This window comes from Pseudomonas sp. BW16M2 (assembly GCF_014268865.1).
Classification (GTDB): Bacteria; Pseudomonadota; Gammaproteobacteria; order Pseudomonadales; family Pseudomonadaceae; genus Aquipseudomonas; species Aquipseudomonas peradeniyensis.
This window is the reverse complement of sequence record NZ_JABWRI010000009.1, coordinates 134,357-150,801: the sequence shown is the minus strand read 5'-3', so window position 1 is coordinate 150,801 and position 16,445 is coordinate 134,357. Positions and strand designations below refer to the sequence as shown.

Below are 16,445 nucleotides of genomic sequence, written 5' to 3'. Positions count from 1 at the left end.
TTGTGCTCAGCGGGTTTCGTTGAACAGTTCGCGGCCGATCAGCATCCGGCGGATCTCGCTGGTGCCGGCGCCGATCTCGTACAGCTTGGCGTCGCGCAGCAGGCGGCCGGCCGGGAACTCGTTGATGTAGCCGTTGCCGCCAAGGATCTGGATCGCCTCCAGGGCCATCTGCGTGGCGCGCTCGGCGGTGTACAGGATTACCCCGGCGGCGTCCTTGCGGGTGGTTTCGCTGCGGTCGCAGGCCTGGGCCACGGCGTACAGGTAGGCGCGGCTGGCGTTGAGCTGGGTGTACATGTCGGCGATCTTGCCCTGGATCAGCTGGAACTCGCCGATGCTCTGGCCGAACTGCTTGCGGTCGTGGATGTACGGGACCACCAGGTCCATGCAGCTCTGCATGATGCCGGTGGGGCCGCCGGCGAGCACCACGCGCTCGTAGTCCAGGCCGCTCATCAGCACGCGCACGCCGCCGTTGAGCTGGCCGAGGATGTTTTCTTCCGGCACTTCGACGTCATCGAAGAACAGCTCGCAGGTGTTGGAGCCGCGCATCCCGAGCTTGTCGAACTTGTTGCTGCGGCTGAAGCCTTTCCAGTCGCGCTCGACGATGAACGCGGTGATGCCGTGAGGGCCCTTGTCCAGGTCGGTCTTGGCGTAGATCACGTAGGTGTTGGCGTCGGGGCCGTTGGTGATCCAGGTCTTGCTGCCGTTGAGCACGTAGTGGTCGCCGCGTTTTTCGGCGCGCAGCTTCATCGACACCACGTCGGAGCCGGCGTTGGGCTCGCTCATGGCCAGGGCGCCGATGTGTTCGCCGCTGATCAGCTTGGGCAGGTACTTGAGCTTCTGCTCGTGGGTGCCGTTGCGGTTGATCTGGTTGACGCACAGGTTGGAGTGGGCGCCATACGACAGGGCCACCGAGGCCGAGGCGCGGCTGATCTCTTCCATCGACACCACGTGGGCCAGGTAGCCCAGGCCGGCGCCGCCGTATTCCTCAGGGACGGTGATGCCCAAGAGGCCCATGTCGCCGAACTTGCGCCACATGTCGGCGGGGAACAGGTTGTCGTGGTCGATCTGCGCGGCGCGCGGCGCCAGCTCGGCGACGACGAAGGTGCGCACCTGGTCGCGGAGCATGTCGATGGTCTCGCCCAGGGCGAAGTTCAGGCTGGGGTAATGCATGTGCGGGCACCTTCTTGTTCTTGAAATGGGAGCGGTTGTTGCGGCGTTGTGGGAGCGGGCTTGCCCCGCGATGCCCGTCAGAACGGCCAGCGGTATTGCCTGGTCCGGCCTCATCGCGGGGCAAGCCCGCTCCCACAACGCCGTCATGTCTGTGGTTGACGTTAACGTAAACCTGCCTTCCGGGGCTGTCAATCGGAACATCACCTTTACGTAAACGTAAATCTGCGCCAGAGTAATTGCCGCCTGCTTCAGTCATGCCCAGAACAACCACAAGAAGGGACAACCATGCCTCAACCAAGCTACACGCGCGGCCGTCAAGACAAACCATTGCTCACCCTGACCATCGGCCAGGCCTTCGATGCCACCGTCGCCATCCACGGCGAGCGCGAGGCGCTGGTGGTGCGCCACCAGGGAGTGCGCTACAGCTGGCGCGAGCTGGCCGCCGAGGTCGACGTGCATGCCCGGGCCTTGATGGCGCTGGGCGTGGAGGTCGGCGAGCGGGTCGGCATCTGGGCACCCAACTGCGCCCAGTGGTGCATCCTGCAGTTGGCCACGGCCAAGGTCGGCGGGATTCTGGTCAATATCAACCCGGCCTATCGGGTGGGCGAGCTTGAATACGTGCTGCGCCAGTCCGGCTGCCGCTGGCTGGTGTGCGCCGATGCCTTCAAGACCTCCGACTACCACGCGATGGTGCGGGAGGTGGTACCTGAGCTGACGCTACATGCCGTGGGCGAGTTGGCCAGTGAGCGCCTGCCCGACCTGCGCGGGGTGATCAGCCTGGCCGCCGAGCCGCCCGTGGGCTTCTTGCCCTGGACCGCGCTGGCTGGGCGGGCAGGGCAGGTGGAGCTCGCCGCCTACGAGGCCCGGCAGCAGGGCCTGCAGTTCGACCAGCCGGTGAACATCCAGTACACCTCCGGCACCACCGGCGCGCCCAAGGGCGCGACCCTGAGCCACTACAACCTGCTCAACAACGGCTACATGGTCGGCGAGAGCCTGGGCCTGACCGAGCAGGATCGCATGGTGATCCCGGTGCCGCTGTACCACTGCTTCGGCATGGTCATGGGCAACCTGGGCTGCATCACCCACGGCAGCGCCATGATCTACCCCAACGACGCCTTCGACGCCGAACTCACCCTGCGCGCCGTGGCCGAGGAGCGCGCCAGCATCCTCTATGGCGTGCCGACCATGTTCATCGCCATGCTCGATCACCCCAGCCGCGCCGCGCTGGACCTGTCCACACTGCGCAGCGGCATCATGGCCGGCGCCACCTGCCCGATCGAAGTGATGCGCAAGGTCATCGAGCAGATGCACATGGCCGAGGTGCAGATCGCCTACGGCATGACCGAGACCAGCCCGGTGTCGCTGCAGACCGGCCCCGACGACGGCCTGGAGTTGCGCGTGACCACCGTGGGCCGCACCCAGCCGCAGCTGGAGACCAAGCTGGTGGACGCCGACGGGCGTATCGTTGCCCGTGGGGAGATCGGCGAGCTGTGCACCCGGGGCTACAGCGTGATGCTCGGCTACTGGGACAACCTGCAGGCCACCCATGACGCCCTCGATCCGGCCGGCTGGATGCACACCGGCGACCTGGCGGTGATGGACGACGAAGGCTACGTGCGCATCGTCGGGCGCAACAAGGACATGATCATTCGCGGTGGCGAGAACATCTATCCGCGCGAGCTGGAGGAGTTCTTCCACACCCACCCGGCGGTGGCCGAGGCGCAGGTGGTGGGGATTCCGTGCAGCAAGTATGGCGAGGAGGTGGTGGCGTGGATTCGCCTGCACCCCGGGCACAGTGCCAGTGCCGAGGAACTGCAACAGTGGTGCAAGGCGCGGCTGGCGCATTTCAAGACACCGCGGCATTTCCGCTTCGTCGATGAGTTTCCGATGACGGTGACGGGGAAGGTGCAGAAGTTCCGGATGCGCGAGATCAGCGTGGAGGAGCTGGGGGAGCAGTTCGCGCCTTGCGGACCAGCTTGAGCAGTTCATCCAAGGTGACGTCGACGGAGACAGCTTCTTCGATTAGGACATTGAATTCTTCTTCGATCCGCGCCTGTAGCTCGACCATGTCGAAGCTGTCGGCGCCCAACTCGCGCATGCCATAGCCTGCATCTAGGTGTCTATGCCTGCCGTTGAGTTCTAGGAAGTCGTCGATGATCCATTTCAGGATAGATGTATCGCGGTCGTGGGTAGGCATGGCGGATGCCGAAGACAGGAGAAATATCCTGTTTACGCAGCTTTGATACGGCCCGCTACTGGCAAAAATACCAGGTCTCCTGTCAACCTCATCCGCCAGCTTGTCTATCCTCTACCTTTCACTGGCGGCTCCTCGCTCGGCGGGTCGCCCACGGTCGGCGGCAGGGTCGGCTTGATTGGCAGCTCGTCCGGATCCTCTTCAGGCACCGGCGGCGGCAAGGTCGGGTCGTCGATGTTCGGGTCGGGAGTCTCCGGTGGAATGGGAATGTTCATGGGCCTGGCCTCGCGGGATGAATGAAGAGGTGTCGCAGGCTTTGACCCAGGCCTGCGCCCGACGCTCATTTTTTTTGAACCCCCGCGCGCCAACACGGCTCTGAACCCTTACCGCCACCAGCCCAGGGGAGCAGGTCGATGTCTGGTAAAGAGCCGTTCGAAAGCGTGCCCATGGCCAACGATCACCCGGACCAGGCCATCAGCCTGTCCCAGGCGCTGCTGGCGCCGCGCATCGTGATCGAGGACGCAAGCCCGGTGCTCGACGGCGGCACCTTCGCCGCCAAGGCGGTGCGCGGGCACAAGGTCGAGGTGGCGGCCAAGGTCTACAGCGATGGCCACGACCGCCTGGCGGTGAGCCTGAACTGGCGCCAGGCCCACAGCCGGCGCTGGCACTGCGTGGCGATGCACTCGCCGGGCAACGACCTGTGGCTGGCAGCGTTCACCCCCACCGATCTGGGTTTGCACCTGTTCAGCATCGAGGCCTGGATCGACCCGTTCGCCACCTACTGCCACGACCTTGAGAAGAAGTACGCCGCTGGTGTGGATGTGAAACTTGAGCTGGAGGAGGGCCGTCTGCTGCTGGGCCAGGGCATCGAGCGCAGCGACGGGCTTTTGCGCGAGCAGCTTGAAAGCCTGCAGCAGCGCCTGCCGGATTTGCCGGTGGATGACCAGGTGATGTTGCTGTTGCACCCCTACGCGGCCCAGCTGATGGCCGAGGCCGAGCACCGCAGCTACCTCACCCGCAGCCGCGAGTTTCCCCTGGATGTGGACCGCGAGGCGGCGCTGTTCGCCAGCTGGTACGAACTGTTTCCTCGCTCGATCACCGACGATGCCGAGCGCCACGGCACGTTTGACGACGTGCACCAGCGCCTGCCGATGATCCGCGACATGGGCTTCGACGTGCTGTACTTTCCGCCGATCCACCCCATCGGCATGAAGCACCGCAAGGGCCGCAACAACGCCTTGCAGGCCGAGCCCGGCGATCCCGGCAGCCCCTACGCCATCGGCAGCCCCGAGGGCGGGCACGATGCCATCCACCCGCAGCTGGGCAGCCGCGAGGACTTCCGCCGGCTGGTCGCCGCTGCCGCCGAGCATGGGCTGGAGATCGCCCTGGATTTCGCCATCCAGTGCTCCCAGGACCACCCCTGGCTCACGGAGCACCCCGGCTGGTTCAGCTGGCGCCCCGACGGCAGCATCCGTTACGCCGAGAACCCGCCGAAGAAGTACCAGGACATCGTCAACGTCGACTTCTACGCCCCCGAATCGGTGCCGAGCCTGTGGCTGGCCTTGCGTGACGTGGTGGTCGGCTGGGTGGAGGAGGGCGTGAAGACTTTCCGTGTCGACAACCCGCACACCAAGCCGCTGCCGTTCTGGCAATGGCTGATCGCCAATGTGCGCAGCCAGCACCCTGAGGTGATCTTCCTTGCCGAGGCCTTTACCCGCCCGGCGATGATGGCGCGCCTGGGCAAGGTCGGTTATGCCCAGAGCTACACCTACTTCACCTGGCGCAACAGCAAGCAGGAGCTGCGCGAGTACTTCGAGCAGCTCAACCAGCCGCCGTGGAGCCAGTGCTACCGGCCCAACTTCTTCGTCAACACGCCGGACATCAACCCGTTCTTCCTGCAGACCTCGGGCCGTCCCGGCTTTCTCATCCGTGCCGCGCTGGCGACCATGGGCTCGGGCCTGTGGGGCATGTACTCGGGCTTCGAGCTGTGCGAGGGCACGCCGCTGCCGGGCAAGGAGGAGTACCTGGATTCGGAGAAGTACGAGATCCGCCCGCGCGATTTCACCCAGCCCGGCAACATCGTCGCCGAGATCGCCCAGCTCAACCGCATCCGTCGGCAGAACCGTGCCCTGCAGACTCACCTGGGGGTGGTGTTCCTCAACTGCTGGAACGATCAGATCCTGTACTTCGCCAAGCGCACGCCCGAGCGCGACAACGTGATCCTGGTGGCCATCAGCCTCGACCCGTACAACGCCCAGGAGGCCAGTTTCGAGCTGCCGCTGTGGGAACTGGGGCTGGACGATAACGCCGATACCCAGGGCGAGGACCTGATGAATGGCCACCGCTGGACCTGGCACGGCAAGACCCAGTGGATGCGCATCGAACCGTGGCACCAGCCGTTTGGTATCTGGCGCATTGAAAGGGCCCAGTGATGGTCTTGCGCGATCCCTGTGGGAGCGGGTTCACCCGCGAACACCGGCAAAGCCGGTGCCATGCACCGCGGTGTCTGCTTCGCGGGTGAACCCGCTCCCACAGGGATCGCGCAAGGCCGAGAAAGCAAATCTGCAATTGAAAGGAGTCGCACATGGCCAAGCGTTCCCGCCCGGCAGCCTTCATCGACGATCCGCTGTGGTACAAGGACGCGGTGATCTACCAGTTGCACGTGAAATCGTTCTTCGATTCGAACAACGACGGCATCGGCGATTTCGCAGGGCTCATCGGCAAGCTCGACTACATCGCCGAACTTGGCGTCAATACCCTCTGGCTGCTGCCGTTCTACCCCTCGCCCCGGCGCGATGACGGCTACGACATCGCCGAGTACAAGGCCGTGCACCCGGACTACGGCAGCATGGCCGATGCCAAGCGCTTCATCGCCGAGGCCCACAAGCGCGGCCTGCGGGTGATCACCGAGCTGGTCATCAACCACACCTCCGACCAGCACCCCTGGTTCCAGCGCGCCCGCCACGCCAGGCGCGGCAGCAAGGCCCGGGACTTCTACGTGTGGTCCGACGACGACCAGAAATACGACGGCACGCGGATCATCTTCCTCGACACCGAGAAGTCCAACTGGACCTGGGATCCGGTCGCCGGCCAGTATTTCTGGCACCGTTTCTACTCGCACCAGCCGGACCTGAACTTCGACAACCCGCAGGTGCTCAAGGCGGTGATCGGCGTGATGCGCTACTGGCTCGACATCGGCGTCGACGGCCTGCGCCTGGATGCCATCCCGTACCTGATCGAGCGCGACGGCACCAACAACGAGAACCTTCCCGAAACCCACACCGTGCTCAAGGCGATTCGCGCCGAGATCGACGCCAACTACCCCGACCGCATGCTGCTCGCCGAGGCCAACCAGTGGCCGGAGGACACCCGCCCGTACTTCGGCGAAGGCGACGGCGACGAGTGCCACATGGCCTTCCACTTCCCGCTGATGCCGCGCATGTACATGGCCCTGGCCATGGAGGACCGCTTCCCGATCACCGATATCCTGCGCCAGACCCCGGAGATCCCGGCCAACTGCCAATGGGCGATCTTCCTGCGCAACCACGATGAACTGACCCTGGAGATGGTCACCGACCGCGAGCGCGACTACCTGTGGAACTACTACGCCGAGGACCGCCGCGCGCGCATCAACCTCGGCATCCGCCGGCGCCTGGCGCCATTGCTGCAGCGCGACCGGCGGCGCATCGAACTGCTCACCAGCCTGCTGCTGTCGATGCCCGGCACCCCGACCCTGTACTACGGCGACGAGCTGGGCATGGGCGACAACATCTACCTGGGCGACCGCGACGGCGTGCGCACGCCCATGCAGTGGTCGCCGGACCGCAACGGCGGTTTCTCCCGGGCCGATCCGCAGCGCCTGGTGCTGCCGCCGATCATGGACCCGCTGTACGGCTACCAGACCATCAACGTCGAGGCCCAGGCCCACGACCCGCATTCGCTGCTCAACTGGAACCGCCGGCTGCTGGCGGTGCGCAAGCAGCAGAAGGCCTTTGGCCGTGGCAGCCTGAAGATGCTCACGCCGAGCAATCGCCGGGTGTTGGCGTACATACGTGAATACACCGATGCCGACGGCAACGGCGAAATCGTGCTGTGCGTGGCCAACGTCTCGCGGGCGGCCCAGGCGGCGGAGCTGGAACTGTCGCAATACGCCGACAGGGTGCCGGTGGAAATGCTTGGCGGCAGCGCCTTCCCGCCCATCGGCCAACTGCCGTTCCTGCTGACCCTGCCGCCCTATGGCTTCTACTGGTTCCTGCTGGCCAGTCACGACCGCATGCCCAGCTGGCATGTCCAGCCCGCCGAGGGTCTGCCCGAGCTGACCACCCTGGTGCTGCGCAAGCGCATGGAGGAGCTGCTCGAGCCGCCATCGCGCGAGACCTTGCAGGCGTCGATCCTGCCGCAATACCTGCCCAAGCGCCGCTGGTTCGCCGGCAAGGAAGGGCCGATCGACCAGGTGCGCCTGAGCTATGGCGTGCGCTTCGCCACCACGGCGCTGCCGGTGCTGCTCGCCGAGTTGGAGGTGCACAGCGAGGGCGTCGTCACTCACTACCAGTTGCCCTTCGGCCTGCTGCCGGAGGAGCAGATCAACGCGGCGCTGCCCCAGCAGTTGGCGCTGTCGCGGGTGCGCCGTGGCCGCCAGGTGGGGCTGATCACCGACGCCTTCGTGCTCGAACCGTTCATTCGCGCCGTGCTCAAGGGCTGCCAGGAGGGCCTGCGCCTGCCCTGTGGCGATGGCCTGGGCGAGCTGCATTTCCATCGCACCGAGGCCTTGGCCGCGCTGCAGCTCGATGAGCAGAGCGAGGTGCGCTACCTGGGCGCCGAGCAGTCCAACAGCTCGGTGGTGGTCGGCGGCAGCCTGGTGCTCAAGCTGATTCGCCGGGTGAACCCGGGGGTGCATCCGGAGCTTGAAATGAGCGCCTACCTGACCGCCGCGGGCTTTGCCAATATCTCGCCCTTGCTGGCCTGGGTCAGCCGTGTCGATGACAGTGGCCAGCCCCATCTGCTGATGATCGCCCAGGGCTACCTGAGCAACCAGGGCGATGCCTGGGACTGGACGCAGAACACCCTGGAGCGGGCGATCCGCGACCAGATGGAGCCCGGCAGCGTCGAGCAAGAGGCGCATACCGATGCCCTGGCCGAGCTGACCGGTTTTGCCGCCTTGCTCGGCCAACGCCTGGGCGAGATGCACCTGCTGCTGGCCGCGCCGAGCGATGAGGTGGCGTTCCAGTCTCGTCCGAGCGATGCCCAGGACAGCGAGCGCTGGAGCCGGCAGATCAGCACTGAGCTGACCCGCGCCCTCGACCTGCTGTCCCAGTACCGCGACACCCTGGACCGCGACAGCCAGGCCCTGGTCGACGACTTGCAGCAACAGCGTGAAGGCCTCCAGCAGCACGTCGACAACCTCGCCCGCCAGGCCCGGGGCGGCCTGCTGATGCGCGTGCACGGCGACCTGCACTTGGGCCAGGTGCTGGTGGTGCAGGGCGACGCCTACCTGATCGATTTCGAGGGCGAGCCGGCGCGCCCGCTGGACGAGCGGCGGGCGAAACACAGCCCGTACAAGGATGTCAGCGGCGTGCTGCGCTCCTTCGACTATGCTGCTGCGATGATCCTGCGCAGCGCCTCGGCGGTCGACCTGTCCGATGCGGCGCGCCAGGCCCGGCAGCGGGTCTCCCGGCAGTACCTGCACCAGTCGCGTCACGCCTTCGTCGAAGCCTACGGGCTGGCCACCGCCGCCATGCCCCACGCCTGGCAGCAGGCCGAGGGCGAGCGCGCCGCGCTGGAGCTGTTCTGCCTGGAGAAGGCCGCCTACGAAATCACCTATGAAGCCGAAAACCGGCCAAGCTGGCTGGCCGTGCCTTTGCATGGCCTGCATGGACTGATCAGTACCTGGGGAGAGTCATAAATGAACGCAACCACGCGTGACAACGGCGGCCTTCGGCAACGGGATCTCGACGCCCTGGCCCGCGCCGAGCACGCCGATCCATTTGCCGTGCTCGGCCCCCATGGCGATGGCGCGGGCGGCCTGTACGTCCGCGCTTTCCTGCCCAATGCCCTGAACGCACGACTGCTGACGCGCCACGATGGGCAGGTACTTGCCGAAATGGTGCAGGGCAGCGTGCCGGGGCTGTTCACCGCGCACCTCGATGAGGCACGGGCCTACCTGCTGCAGATCGGCTGGGCCGGCGGCGAGCAGGTTACCGAGGACCCTTACAGCTTCGGCCCGCAGTTGGGCGACATGGACCTCTACCTGTTCGCCGAAGGTAATCACCGCGACCTGTCCGGGCGTTTCGGCGCCCAGCCGACCGTTGCCGACGGTGTCGCGGGTGTGTGCTTCTCGGTGTGGGCACCCAATGCCCGACGGGTCTCGGTGGTCGGCGACTTCAACAACTGGGACGGCCGCCGCCACCCCATGCGCCTGCGCCACAGCGCCGGGGTGTGGGAGCTGTTCGTGCCCAGGCTCGGCGTGGGCGAGGCCTACAAGTTCGAAGTGCTGGGCGCGGACGGCGTGCTGCCGCTCAAGGCCGACCCCCTGGCCCGCGCCACCGAGCTGCCGCCGAGCACCGCCTCGAAGGTGGCCGGGGCCCTGGCCCACGCCTGGCGCGACGGCCAGTGGATGGAGCAGCGCGCCCAGCGCCACGCCTACAGCGCGCCGCTGTCGATCTACGAACTGCACGCCGGCTCCTGGCGCTGCGAGCTGGACGATGCCGGCGAAGTCGCGCGCTTCTACAACTGGCGCGAGCTGGCCGAGCGCCTGGTGCCCTACGTGCAGGAGCTGGGCTTCACCCATATCGAGCTGATGCCGATCATGGAGCACCCCTTCGGCGGCTCCTGGGGCTACCAGCCGCTGTCGCTGTTCGCGCCGACCTCGCGCTATGGCAGCGCCGAGGACTTCGCCTGCTTCGTCGATGCCTGCCACCAGGGCGGCATCGGCGTGATCCTCGACTGGGTGCCAGCGCATTTCCCTACCGACGAGCATGGCCTGGCGCGCTTCGACGGCACCGCCCTGTACGAGTACGACAACCCGCTGGAAGGCTTCCACCAGGACTGGAACACGCTGATCTACAACCTCGGTCGCAACGAGGTGCGCGGCTTCATGCTGGCCTCGGCGCTGCACTGGCTCAAGCACTTCCATATCGACGGCCTGCGCGTGGATGCGGTGGCCTCGATGCTCTACCGCGACTATTCGCGCAAGGCGGGCGAATGGGTGCCCAACCGCCATGGCGGGCGCGAGAACCTCGAGGCCATCGACTTCATCCGCCACCTCAACGGCGTCGCCGCCCATGAGGCGCCGGGCGCGCTGATCATCGCCGAGGAGTCCACCGCCTGGCCCGGCGTCAGCCAGCCGGTGCAGCAGGGCGGCCTGGGCTTCGCCTACAAGTGGAACATGGGCTGGATGCACGACACCCTGCATTACATCCAGAACGACCCGGTGCACCGCACCTACCACCACAACGAGATGAGCTTCGGGCTGATCTACGCCTATTCCGAGCATTTCATCCTGCCGATCTCCCACGACGAGGTGGTCCACGGCAAGCATTCGCTGATCGACAAGATGCCCGGCGACCGCTGGCAGAAGTTCGCCAACCTGCGGGCGTACCTGGCGTTCATGTGGACCCATCCGGGCAAGAAGCTGCTGTTCATGGGCTGCGAGTTCGGCCAGTGGCGCGAGTGGAACCACGACCAGCAACTGGACTGGTACCTGCTGCAGTACTCCGAGCACCAGGGCGTGCAGAAGCTGGTGGCCGACCTCAACCGGCTGTACCGTGAACTGCCGGCGTTGCACGATCAGGACTGCCGGGCCCAGGGCTTCCAGTGGCTGATCGGTGATGACGCGCACAACAGCGTGTACGCCTGGCTGCGCTGGAGCAGCCAGGGCGAGCCCCTGCTGGTGGTGGCCAACTTCACCCCGGTGCCGCGGGAGGGTTACCGGATCGGCGTGCCGTTCGGTGAACAGTGGCAGGAGTTGCTCAACAGCGACGCCGGGCTGTATGCCGGGTCGAACGTGGGCAACCTGGGGGCGGTGGCCAGTGAAACGATCGCCAGCCATGGCCAGCCGTTGTCGCTGGCGCTGAACCTGCCGCCGTTGGGGGTGTTGGTGATGAAGCCGGCCTGATGGTTTCCTCTCTCCCTGTAGGAGCGGCCTTGTGCCGCGAAAGGGCCGCTCCTACAGGAGTGCGGTGGTCGTCTACCAACGCATCCTGACCCCCAGGCTACCAATCAACCCATTCAGGTCATTGTCATCCACATCGGAGCTGTAGTCGGCACTGACGAACAGCGCCACGTTCGGCGTCACCCGGGCCACCAGGCCCAAGCCCAGTTCAACCGTGGCGGCGCTGCGCGAGCTGGAGATCTTGTCGACCTGATCCAGCTTCACCGGGTCGGCGTTGCTGAAGTCGTACCAGACGTTGGTGCGCACATAGGGTTCGATGGGCATGCCGCGCACTTCGTAGCGCGCCGACAGCTTGGCACCGACCCGGCCGCTCCAGCTGGGCTGGCTGTCGAAGGCCTGCAGGGTTTCCTCCTGGACCTGGCTACCCGGGAAGAACTGCTGGTTGATCAACTGCGCCTGGGGCTCGATCACCCAGCCGGCGCCCAGGCCGATGGGGTAGCCGCCTTCCACCGAGAAGGTCATCGCGTGGCCGCTGTCGTCGAGCCGCTGGCCGGCCTGGGAACGGCCGTTGACGTCGATGCGCGTGCCCATGGCCACGGCGTCCACGTGCCAGCCCTGTTCGTGGGTCATGCTCCAGTACACGCCCAGGCTCTCGCCGCTGAGGTTGACCGCGTCACGCTGCTTGTCGCCCAGCAGCGGGCGCATGCCGTTGAAGGTGCTCTGCAGGTTGTTGTGGCCGACGAAGATCCCCGCGCGGTGCACGTTGCCGCCACTGGTTTCACGCACGAACAGGTCCGGTCCGATCATCATCTGCTGGCTGGGCGCCTCCACCTGCGCCGGCGGCTGAACGCCCTGGCGCGGCGCGCCGGGGAAGAACTGCGCCCACTGGCTGGCGATATGGTCGGTGTCGGGCTGGCCGTGGCGTTCACCCATGCGCTCGGAGAAGGCGCTTAGCAGGCCCTGGTTGAGGCCGCTGACGCTGACCGGATCGAGCGACAATCGCGGCACCTCGGGCTGCGCCAGGACGGGGGCGAAGGGTTCGCCCTCCTGTGTTTCGAAGGCGAAGGTTTCCACCGGGGTTGCCAAGAGCAGCGACGTGGAAACCGCACAGAAAAAAGCGTCGAAGCGCGAGGGATTCGAGGTGCTTTTCATGGCGGATCTCCTGTTGATGTATGAGTGAACAGCCCACGACCTGGCCTGATGTCACGAGCTGTACGACAAGAACAGGGGGCGACAGGTACCAGCGCACCAGCCTTCTGCAGAGCGCACGAGGGCGCGCGCTAGAGGCCCGGCACGAGTTTTTACGTCTGGTGATTACTGTTCAGCTAAGGAGAGGACGGCGCTTGCGTCAAGAAAGCGTGAAAGGATCGCAAAATGCCTGTTTGACTATGCAACCTGTTGAATTTGCAAAAATTTGAAAGACGCATATCGATAATGGTGATTTGCCGCCACGTGGCTATGCCGAATCGTTGCTACAACCGCACTTCCACCGCCAGCGGCAGATGGTCGGACAGGTGGGTCCAGGGCTTGTTGCCGAGGATCCTCGGTGCGTGGCTGTCGGCGTTGCGCAGGTAGATGCGGTCCAGGCGCAGCAGCGGCAGGCGCGCGGGGTAGGTGCGGGCCAGCAGGCCATGGTGACGCTCGAAGGCCTCGTGCACGCCGTGCTGCAGCCCCAGGGTGTGGTTGCCGCGCAGCTGCCAGTCGTTGAAGTCGCCGGCGATGATCACCGGGGCGTCGGCGGGCAGGGCGTCGAGCAGCCGGCGCAGCAGGTGCAGCTGTTGCTGGCGGTGGCGCTCGAGCAACGACAGGTGCACGCAGATGGCATGCACCTGGCGCTGCCCTGGCACGTCCAGCACGCAGTGCAACAGGCCGCGGCGCTCGGGGCCGGTGATCGACACGTCGAGGTTGCGGTGCTCGATGATCGGGTACTTGGACAGCAGCGCGTTGCCGTGGTGGCCGTCTGGGTAGACCGCGTTGCGGCCGTAGGCGAAGTCGCTCCACATGCTGTCGGCGAGGAACTCGTACTGCGAGGTCCGTGGCCAGCCGGGGTAGCGCGCGGCGTGGCGGTCGTGGCTGCCGAGCACTTCCTGGAGGAACACGATGTCGGCCTCGGTGCTGCGCACCGCCTCGCGCAGCTCCGGCAGGATGAAGCGCCGGTTGAAGGCGGTGAAGCCCTTGTGGGTGTTGACCGTCAGCACCTTGACCCGGTGCACGGCCGGGGCCTGGTTGACGTTGGCGAAACCTGGACTGCTCACGACGGCTCCTGCTGGTAAGTCCCGTTGCGGGGGCGGGTTTCGTGGGAGCGGGCTTGCCCCGCGATGGGGTCCACCTGAACAGCTCGATGGCCTTCTCGGCCCTCATCGCGGGGCAAGCCCGCTCCCACGAAGCCCTATCCCACGCAGTGTAGGACCGAAAACGCCCATTGCAGGTTCAGTCCTCCTCCCGCTGCAGCACCAGCAACAGCAGCGATCGTCCCTTGACCTCGAACACCGTGTCGAACGCCAGGTGCTGCGGCTTGCGCAGCTCGGGTCGGTCGGTGTCCACCAGGCAGCTCCAGTAGTCACCCTCCGGCACCGCCGGCAGGGTGAACGGCACCACATCGTGGTAGGCGTTGACGATCAGCAGCATGGTCGCCTCGGCGCCGGGCCGGGCGATGCCGCTGACCTGGGCGCGGCCGTCCATCAGCATGCCCAGGCAGCGCCCGTGCGGGTCCTCCCACTGCTCGACGGTCATCTCGCTGGCGTCCGGGGCCAGCCAGGTGACGTCCTTGACCCCGATCGCCTCGTTGTAGTCACCGACCAGGAAGCGCGAGCGGCGCAGAATCGGGTAGGCCAGGCGCAGGCGGGTCAGGCGCTTGACGAAGGTCATCAGCGCCTTGCCGTCCTCGTCCAGGTCCCAGTTCACCCAGCCAATCTCGCTGTCCTGGCAGTAGGCGTTGTTGTTGCCGTGCTGGGTGCGGCTGAACTCGTCGCCGGCGACAATCATCGGCGTGCCCTGGGCCAGCAGCAAGGTGGCGAAGTAGTTGCGCATCTGGCGCATGCGCAGGGCGTTGATCGCCGGGTCGTCGGTGGGGCCTTCGACGCCGCAGTTCCACGACAGGTTGTTGTTGGTGCCGTCCTGGTTGTTCTCGTCGTTGTCTTCGTTGTGCTTGTCGTTGTAGGAGACCAGGTCGCGCAGGGTGAAGCCGTCGTGGGCGGTGACGAAGTTGACCGAGGCGTAGGGGCGTCGGCCACGGTTGTTGAACAGGTCGCCCGAGGCGGTCATGCGTGAGGCGAAGTCGGCAAGCATGCCTTCGTCGCCTTTCCAGAAGCTGCGCACGGTGTCGCGGAAGCGATCGTTCCACTCGGCCCAGCCGGGGGCGAAATTGCCCACCTGGTAGCCGCCCGGGCCGCAGTCCCAGGGTTCGGCGATCAGCTTGGTCTGGCTGAGCATCGGGTCCTGGCGGCAGGCGACGAGAAAGCCGTGACGCTCGCTGTAGCCATCGTGATAGCGGCCGAGAATGGTTGCCAGGTCGAAGCGAAAACCATCCACGTGCATCTCGCCGGCCCAGTAGCGCAGCGAGTCGGTGACCAGTTGCAGCACCCGGGGGTGGCTCAGGTCGAGGGTGTTGCCGGTGCCCGAATCGTTTATGTAGAAACGCCGGTCGTCGGGCATCAGGCGGTAGTAGGAGGCGTTGTCGATGCCGCGCATCGACAGGGTCGGGCCGCGCTCGTTGCCCTCGGCGGTGTGGTTGTAGACCACGTCGAGGATCACCTCGAGCCCGGCATCGTGCAGGTGCGCGACCATCTCCTTGAACTCGGCGATCTTGCCGCTGGCCAGGTAGCGCGGATGCGGCGCGAAGAAGGCGATGCTGTTGTAGCCCCAGTAGTTGTTCAGGCCCTTGTCCAGCAAGTGCTGGTCGTTGACGAAGGCGTGGATCGGCAGCAGCTCGATGCTCGATACGCCAAGCTCCTTGATATGCGCCAGCAGCTCGTCGTTGGCCAGCCCCGCGAAGGTGCCGCGCAGGTGCTCGGGCACCGCCGGATGGCGCATGCTGATGCCGCGGGTGTGGGCCTCGTAGATGATCGTGCGTTCCCAGGGGATCAGCACGCGCTGGTCGCGGCCCCAGGTGAAGGCCGGGTCGATGACCTTGCACTTGGGCACGAACGGCGCGCTGTCGCGCTCGTCGAACGACAGGTCGGCGTCGGGGTGGCCGATGGTGTAGCCGAACAGCGCCTCGGACCACTTCAGCGTGCCCACCAGTTGCTTGGCGTAGGGGTCGATCAGCAGTTTGTTGGGGTTGAAGCGGTGGCCGTTCTCGGGTTCGTATGGGCCGTGCACGCGGTAACCGTAGACCAGGCCCGGGTGGGCGTCTGGCAGGTAGCCGTGGTAGATCTCGTCGGTGTATTCGGGCAGCTCGATGCGCTCGATTTCCTCCTCGCCGCTGGCGTCGAACAGGCACAGCTCGACCTTGGTGGCGTTGGCCGAGAACAGCGCGAAGTTGACCCCCAGGCCGTCCCAGCTGGCGCCGAGCGGAAAGGGCAGGCCTTCGCGGATGCGCGACGGGGCGACGGAGCGGGTCTTCTTCGGGGTGCGGGGGCTCATGGCGGTCCTCGGGGTCCGGGGGGAGGGGGGGGGGGGGGGGGGGGGGGGGGGGGGGCAAGCCCGCTCCCACGCACGAACGCTCAGTCACAGAGGCGTGGGAGCGGGCTTGCCCCGCGATAAGGCCGGTACAGGCGCTACACGGCATTCAACTTGCCGGCTTCTTCACTGCCCTGGGCTTCTTCACGGCAAGCGGCTTTTCCACGGAAGTAGCGGCCTTGGGCTTGGCCGCCGCCTTCTTGCGCGGTGCGGCCTTCGGCGCCAATGCCTCGGCCTCGGCCAGCTTGCGCGCCATCTGCCAATGACGGTCCTCCTGGCCCGCCGGCTTACCCTCCGACTCCCAGATCTGATAGGCGAACTCGCGAATACGCTTTTCTTCGACACTCATCT

At 66.1% G+C, this 16,445-nt stretch carries 11 protein-coding genes; 4 read left to right on the top strand and 7 right to left on the bottom strand.

Annotated elements, in window-relative coordinates; translation table 11 throughout:
* Positions 1–6 precede the first annotated feature (6 nt).
* On the bottom strand, positions 7–1,170 hold the full coding sequence (locus HU735_RS11025; protein ID WP_186713534.1) for an isovaleryl-CoA dehydrogenase: 1,164 nt from the start codon (positions 1,168–1,170) through the stop codon (positions 7–9).
* A 285-nt stretch (positions 1,171–1,455) separates the two neighbouring features.
* Between HU735_RS11025 and HU735_RS11020 the strand changes: the two genes are divergently transcribed.
* Entirely contained in the window at positions 1,456–3,150 is a 1,695-nt protein-coding gene (locus HU735_RS11020; RefSeq protein WP_186713533.1) for an AMP-binding protein, read from the top strand.
* Here the strand turns inward: HU735_RS11020 and HU735_RS11015 are convergent.
* Together HU735_RS11015 and HU735_RS11010 are read right to left on the bottom strand one after the other, a co-directional pair.
* The gene (locus tag HU735_RS11015) at positions 3,101–3,367 is read right to left on the bottom strand and encodes a phosphopantetheine-binding protein (protein WP_186713532.1); all 267 of its coding nucleotides are present in this window, start codon (positions 3,365–3,367) and stop codon (positions 3,101–3,103) included. The genes HU735_RS11020 and HU735_RS11015 overlap by 50 nt on opposite strands.
* Before the next feature lie 104 nt (positions 3,368–3,471).
* The gene (locus HU735_RS11010; RefSeq protein ID WP_186713531.1) at positions 3,472–3,639 is read right to left on the bottom strand and encodes a hypothetical protein; all 168 of its coding nucleotides are present in this window, start codon (positions 3,637–3,639) and stop codon (positions 3,472–3,474) included.
* Between the two features lie 138 nt (positions 3,640–3,777).
* Between HU735_RS11010 and HU735_RS11005 the strand changes: the two genes are divergently transcribed.
* The 3 genes from HU735_RS11005 (at position 3,778) to glgB (ending at position 11,477) form a co-directional block, all read left to right on the top strand.
* Positions 3,778–5,796 (top strand): alpha-1,4-glucan--maltose-1-phosphate maltosyltransferase, encoded by a 2,019-nt coding sequence (locus HU735_RS11005; protein WP_186713530.1) that lies wholly within the window; start codon positions 3,778–3,780, stop codon positions 5,794–5,796.
* A 152-nt stretch (positions 5,797–5,948) separates the two neighbouring features.
* The gene (treS, locus tag HU735_RS11000) at positions 5,949–9,266 is read left to right on the top strand and encodes a maltose alpha-D-glucosyltransferase (RefSeq protein ID WP_186713529.1); all 3,318 of its coding nucleotides are present in this window, start codon (positions 5,949–5,951) and stop codon (positions 9,264–9,266) included.
* A complete protein-coding gene (glgB, locus tag HU735_RS10995; protein ID WP_186713528.1) occupies positions 9,267–11,477 on the top strand; it encodes a 1,4-alpha-glucan branching protein GlgB in 2,211 nt (736 codons plus the stop codon).
* A 72-nt stretch (positions 11,478–11,549) separates the two neighbouring features.
* Here the strand turns inward: glgB and HU735_RS10990 are convergent, their stop codons facing one another.
* The 4 genes from HU735_RS10990 to HU735_RS10975 all read right to left on the bottom strand — a co-directional run bounded on the left by HU735_RS10990 (position 11,550) and on the right by HU735_RS10975 (position 16,443).
* Entirely contained in the window at positions 11,550–12,626 is a 1,077-nt protein-coding gene (locus HU735_RS10990) for an autotransporter outer membrane beta-barrel domain-containing protein (RefSeq protein WP_186713527.1), read from the bottom strand.
* A 320-nt stretch (positions 12,627–12,946) separates the two neighbouring features.
* Positions 12,947–13,729: an endonuclease/exonuclease/phosphatase family protein gene (locus HU735_RS10985; RefSeq protein ID WP_186713526.1), complete on the bottom strand. Its 783-nt coding sequence runs from the start codon at positions 13,727–13,729 to the stop codon at positions 12,947–12,949.
* Positions 13,730–13,904: 175 nt separating this feature from the next.
* Positions 13,905–16,058, bottom strand: a complete 2,154-nt coding sequence (gene glgX, locus HU735_RS10980) for a glycogen debranching protein GlgX (protein ID WP_186713525.1) — start codon at positions 16,056–16,058, stop codon at positions 13,905–13,907.
* Between the two features lie 145 nt (positions 16,059–16,203).
* Positions 16,204–16,443 carry a DUF2934 domain-containing protein gene (locus HU735_RS10975; protein WP_186713524.1) on the bottom strand — a complete coding sequence of 80 codons (240 nt, stop codon included), beginning with the start codon at positions 16,441–16,443 and terminating at the stop codon, positions 16,204–16,206.
* Positions 16,444–16,445 lie beyond the last annotated feature (2 nt).

Excerpts from the sequence above, each read along its gene's own strand:
- HU735_RS11025 (WP_186713534.1), bottom strand. The coding sequence starts at position 1,170 with ATGCATTACCCCAGCCTGAACTTCGCCCTGGGCGAGACCATCGACATG.
- HU735_RS11020 (WP_186713533.1), top strand. The coding sequence starts at position 1,456 with ATGCCTCAACCAAGCTACACGCGCGGCCGTCAAGACAAACCATTGCTC.
- HU735_RS11015 (WP_186713532.1), bottom strand. The coding sequence starts at position 3,367 with ATGCCTACCCACGACCGCGATACATCTATCCTGAAATGGATCATCGAC.
- HU735_RS11010 (WP_186713531.1), bottom strand. The coding sequence starts at position 3,639 with ATGAACATTCCCATTCCACCGGAGACTCCCGACCCGAACATCGACGAC.
- HU735_RS11005 (WP_186713530.1), top strand. The coding sequence starts at position 3,778 with ATGTCTGGTAAAGAGCCGTTCGAAAGCGTGCCCATGGCCAACGATCAC.
- treS (WP_186713529.1), top strand. The coding sequence starts at position 5,949 with ATGGCCAAGCGTTCCCGCCCGGCAGCCTTCATCGACGATCCGCTGTGG.
- glgB (WP_186713528.1), top strand. The coding sequence starts at position 9,267 with ATGAACGCAACCACGCGTGACAACGGCGGCCTTCGGCAACGGGATCTC.
- HU735_RS10990 (WP_186713527.1), bottom strand. The coding sequence starts at position 12,626 with ATGAAAAGCACCTCGAATCCCTCGCGCTTCGACGCTTTTTTCTGTGCG.
- glgX (WP_186713525.1), bottom strand. The coding sequence starts at position 16,058 with ATGAGCCCCCGCACCCCGAAGAAGACCCGCTCCGTCGCCCCGTCGCGC.
- HU735_RS10975 (WP_186713524.1), bottom strand. The coding sequence starts at position 16,443 with ATGAGTGTCGAAGAAAAGCGTATTCGCGAGTTCGCCTATCAGATCTGG.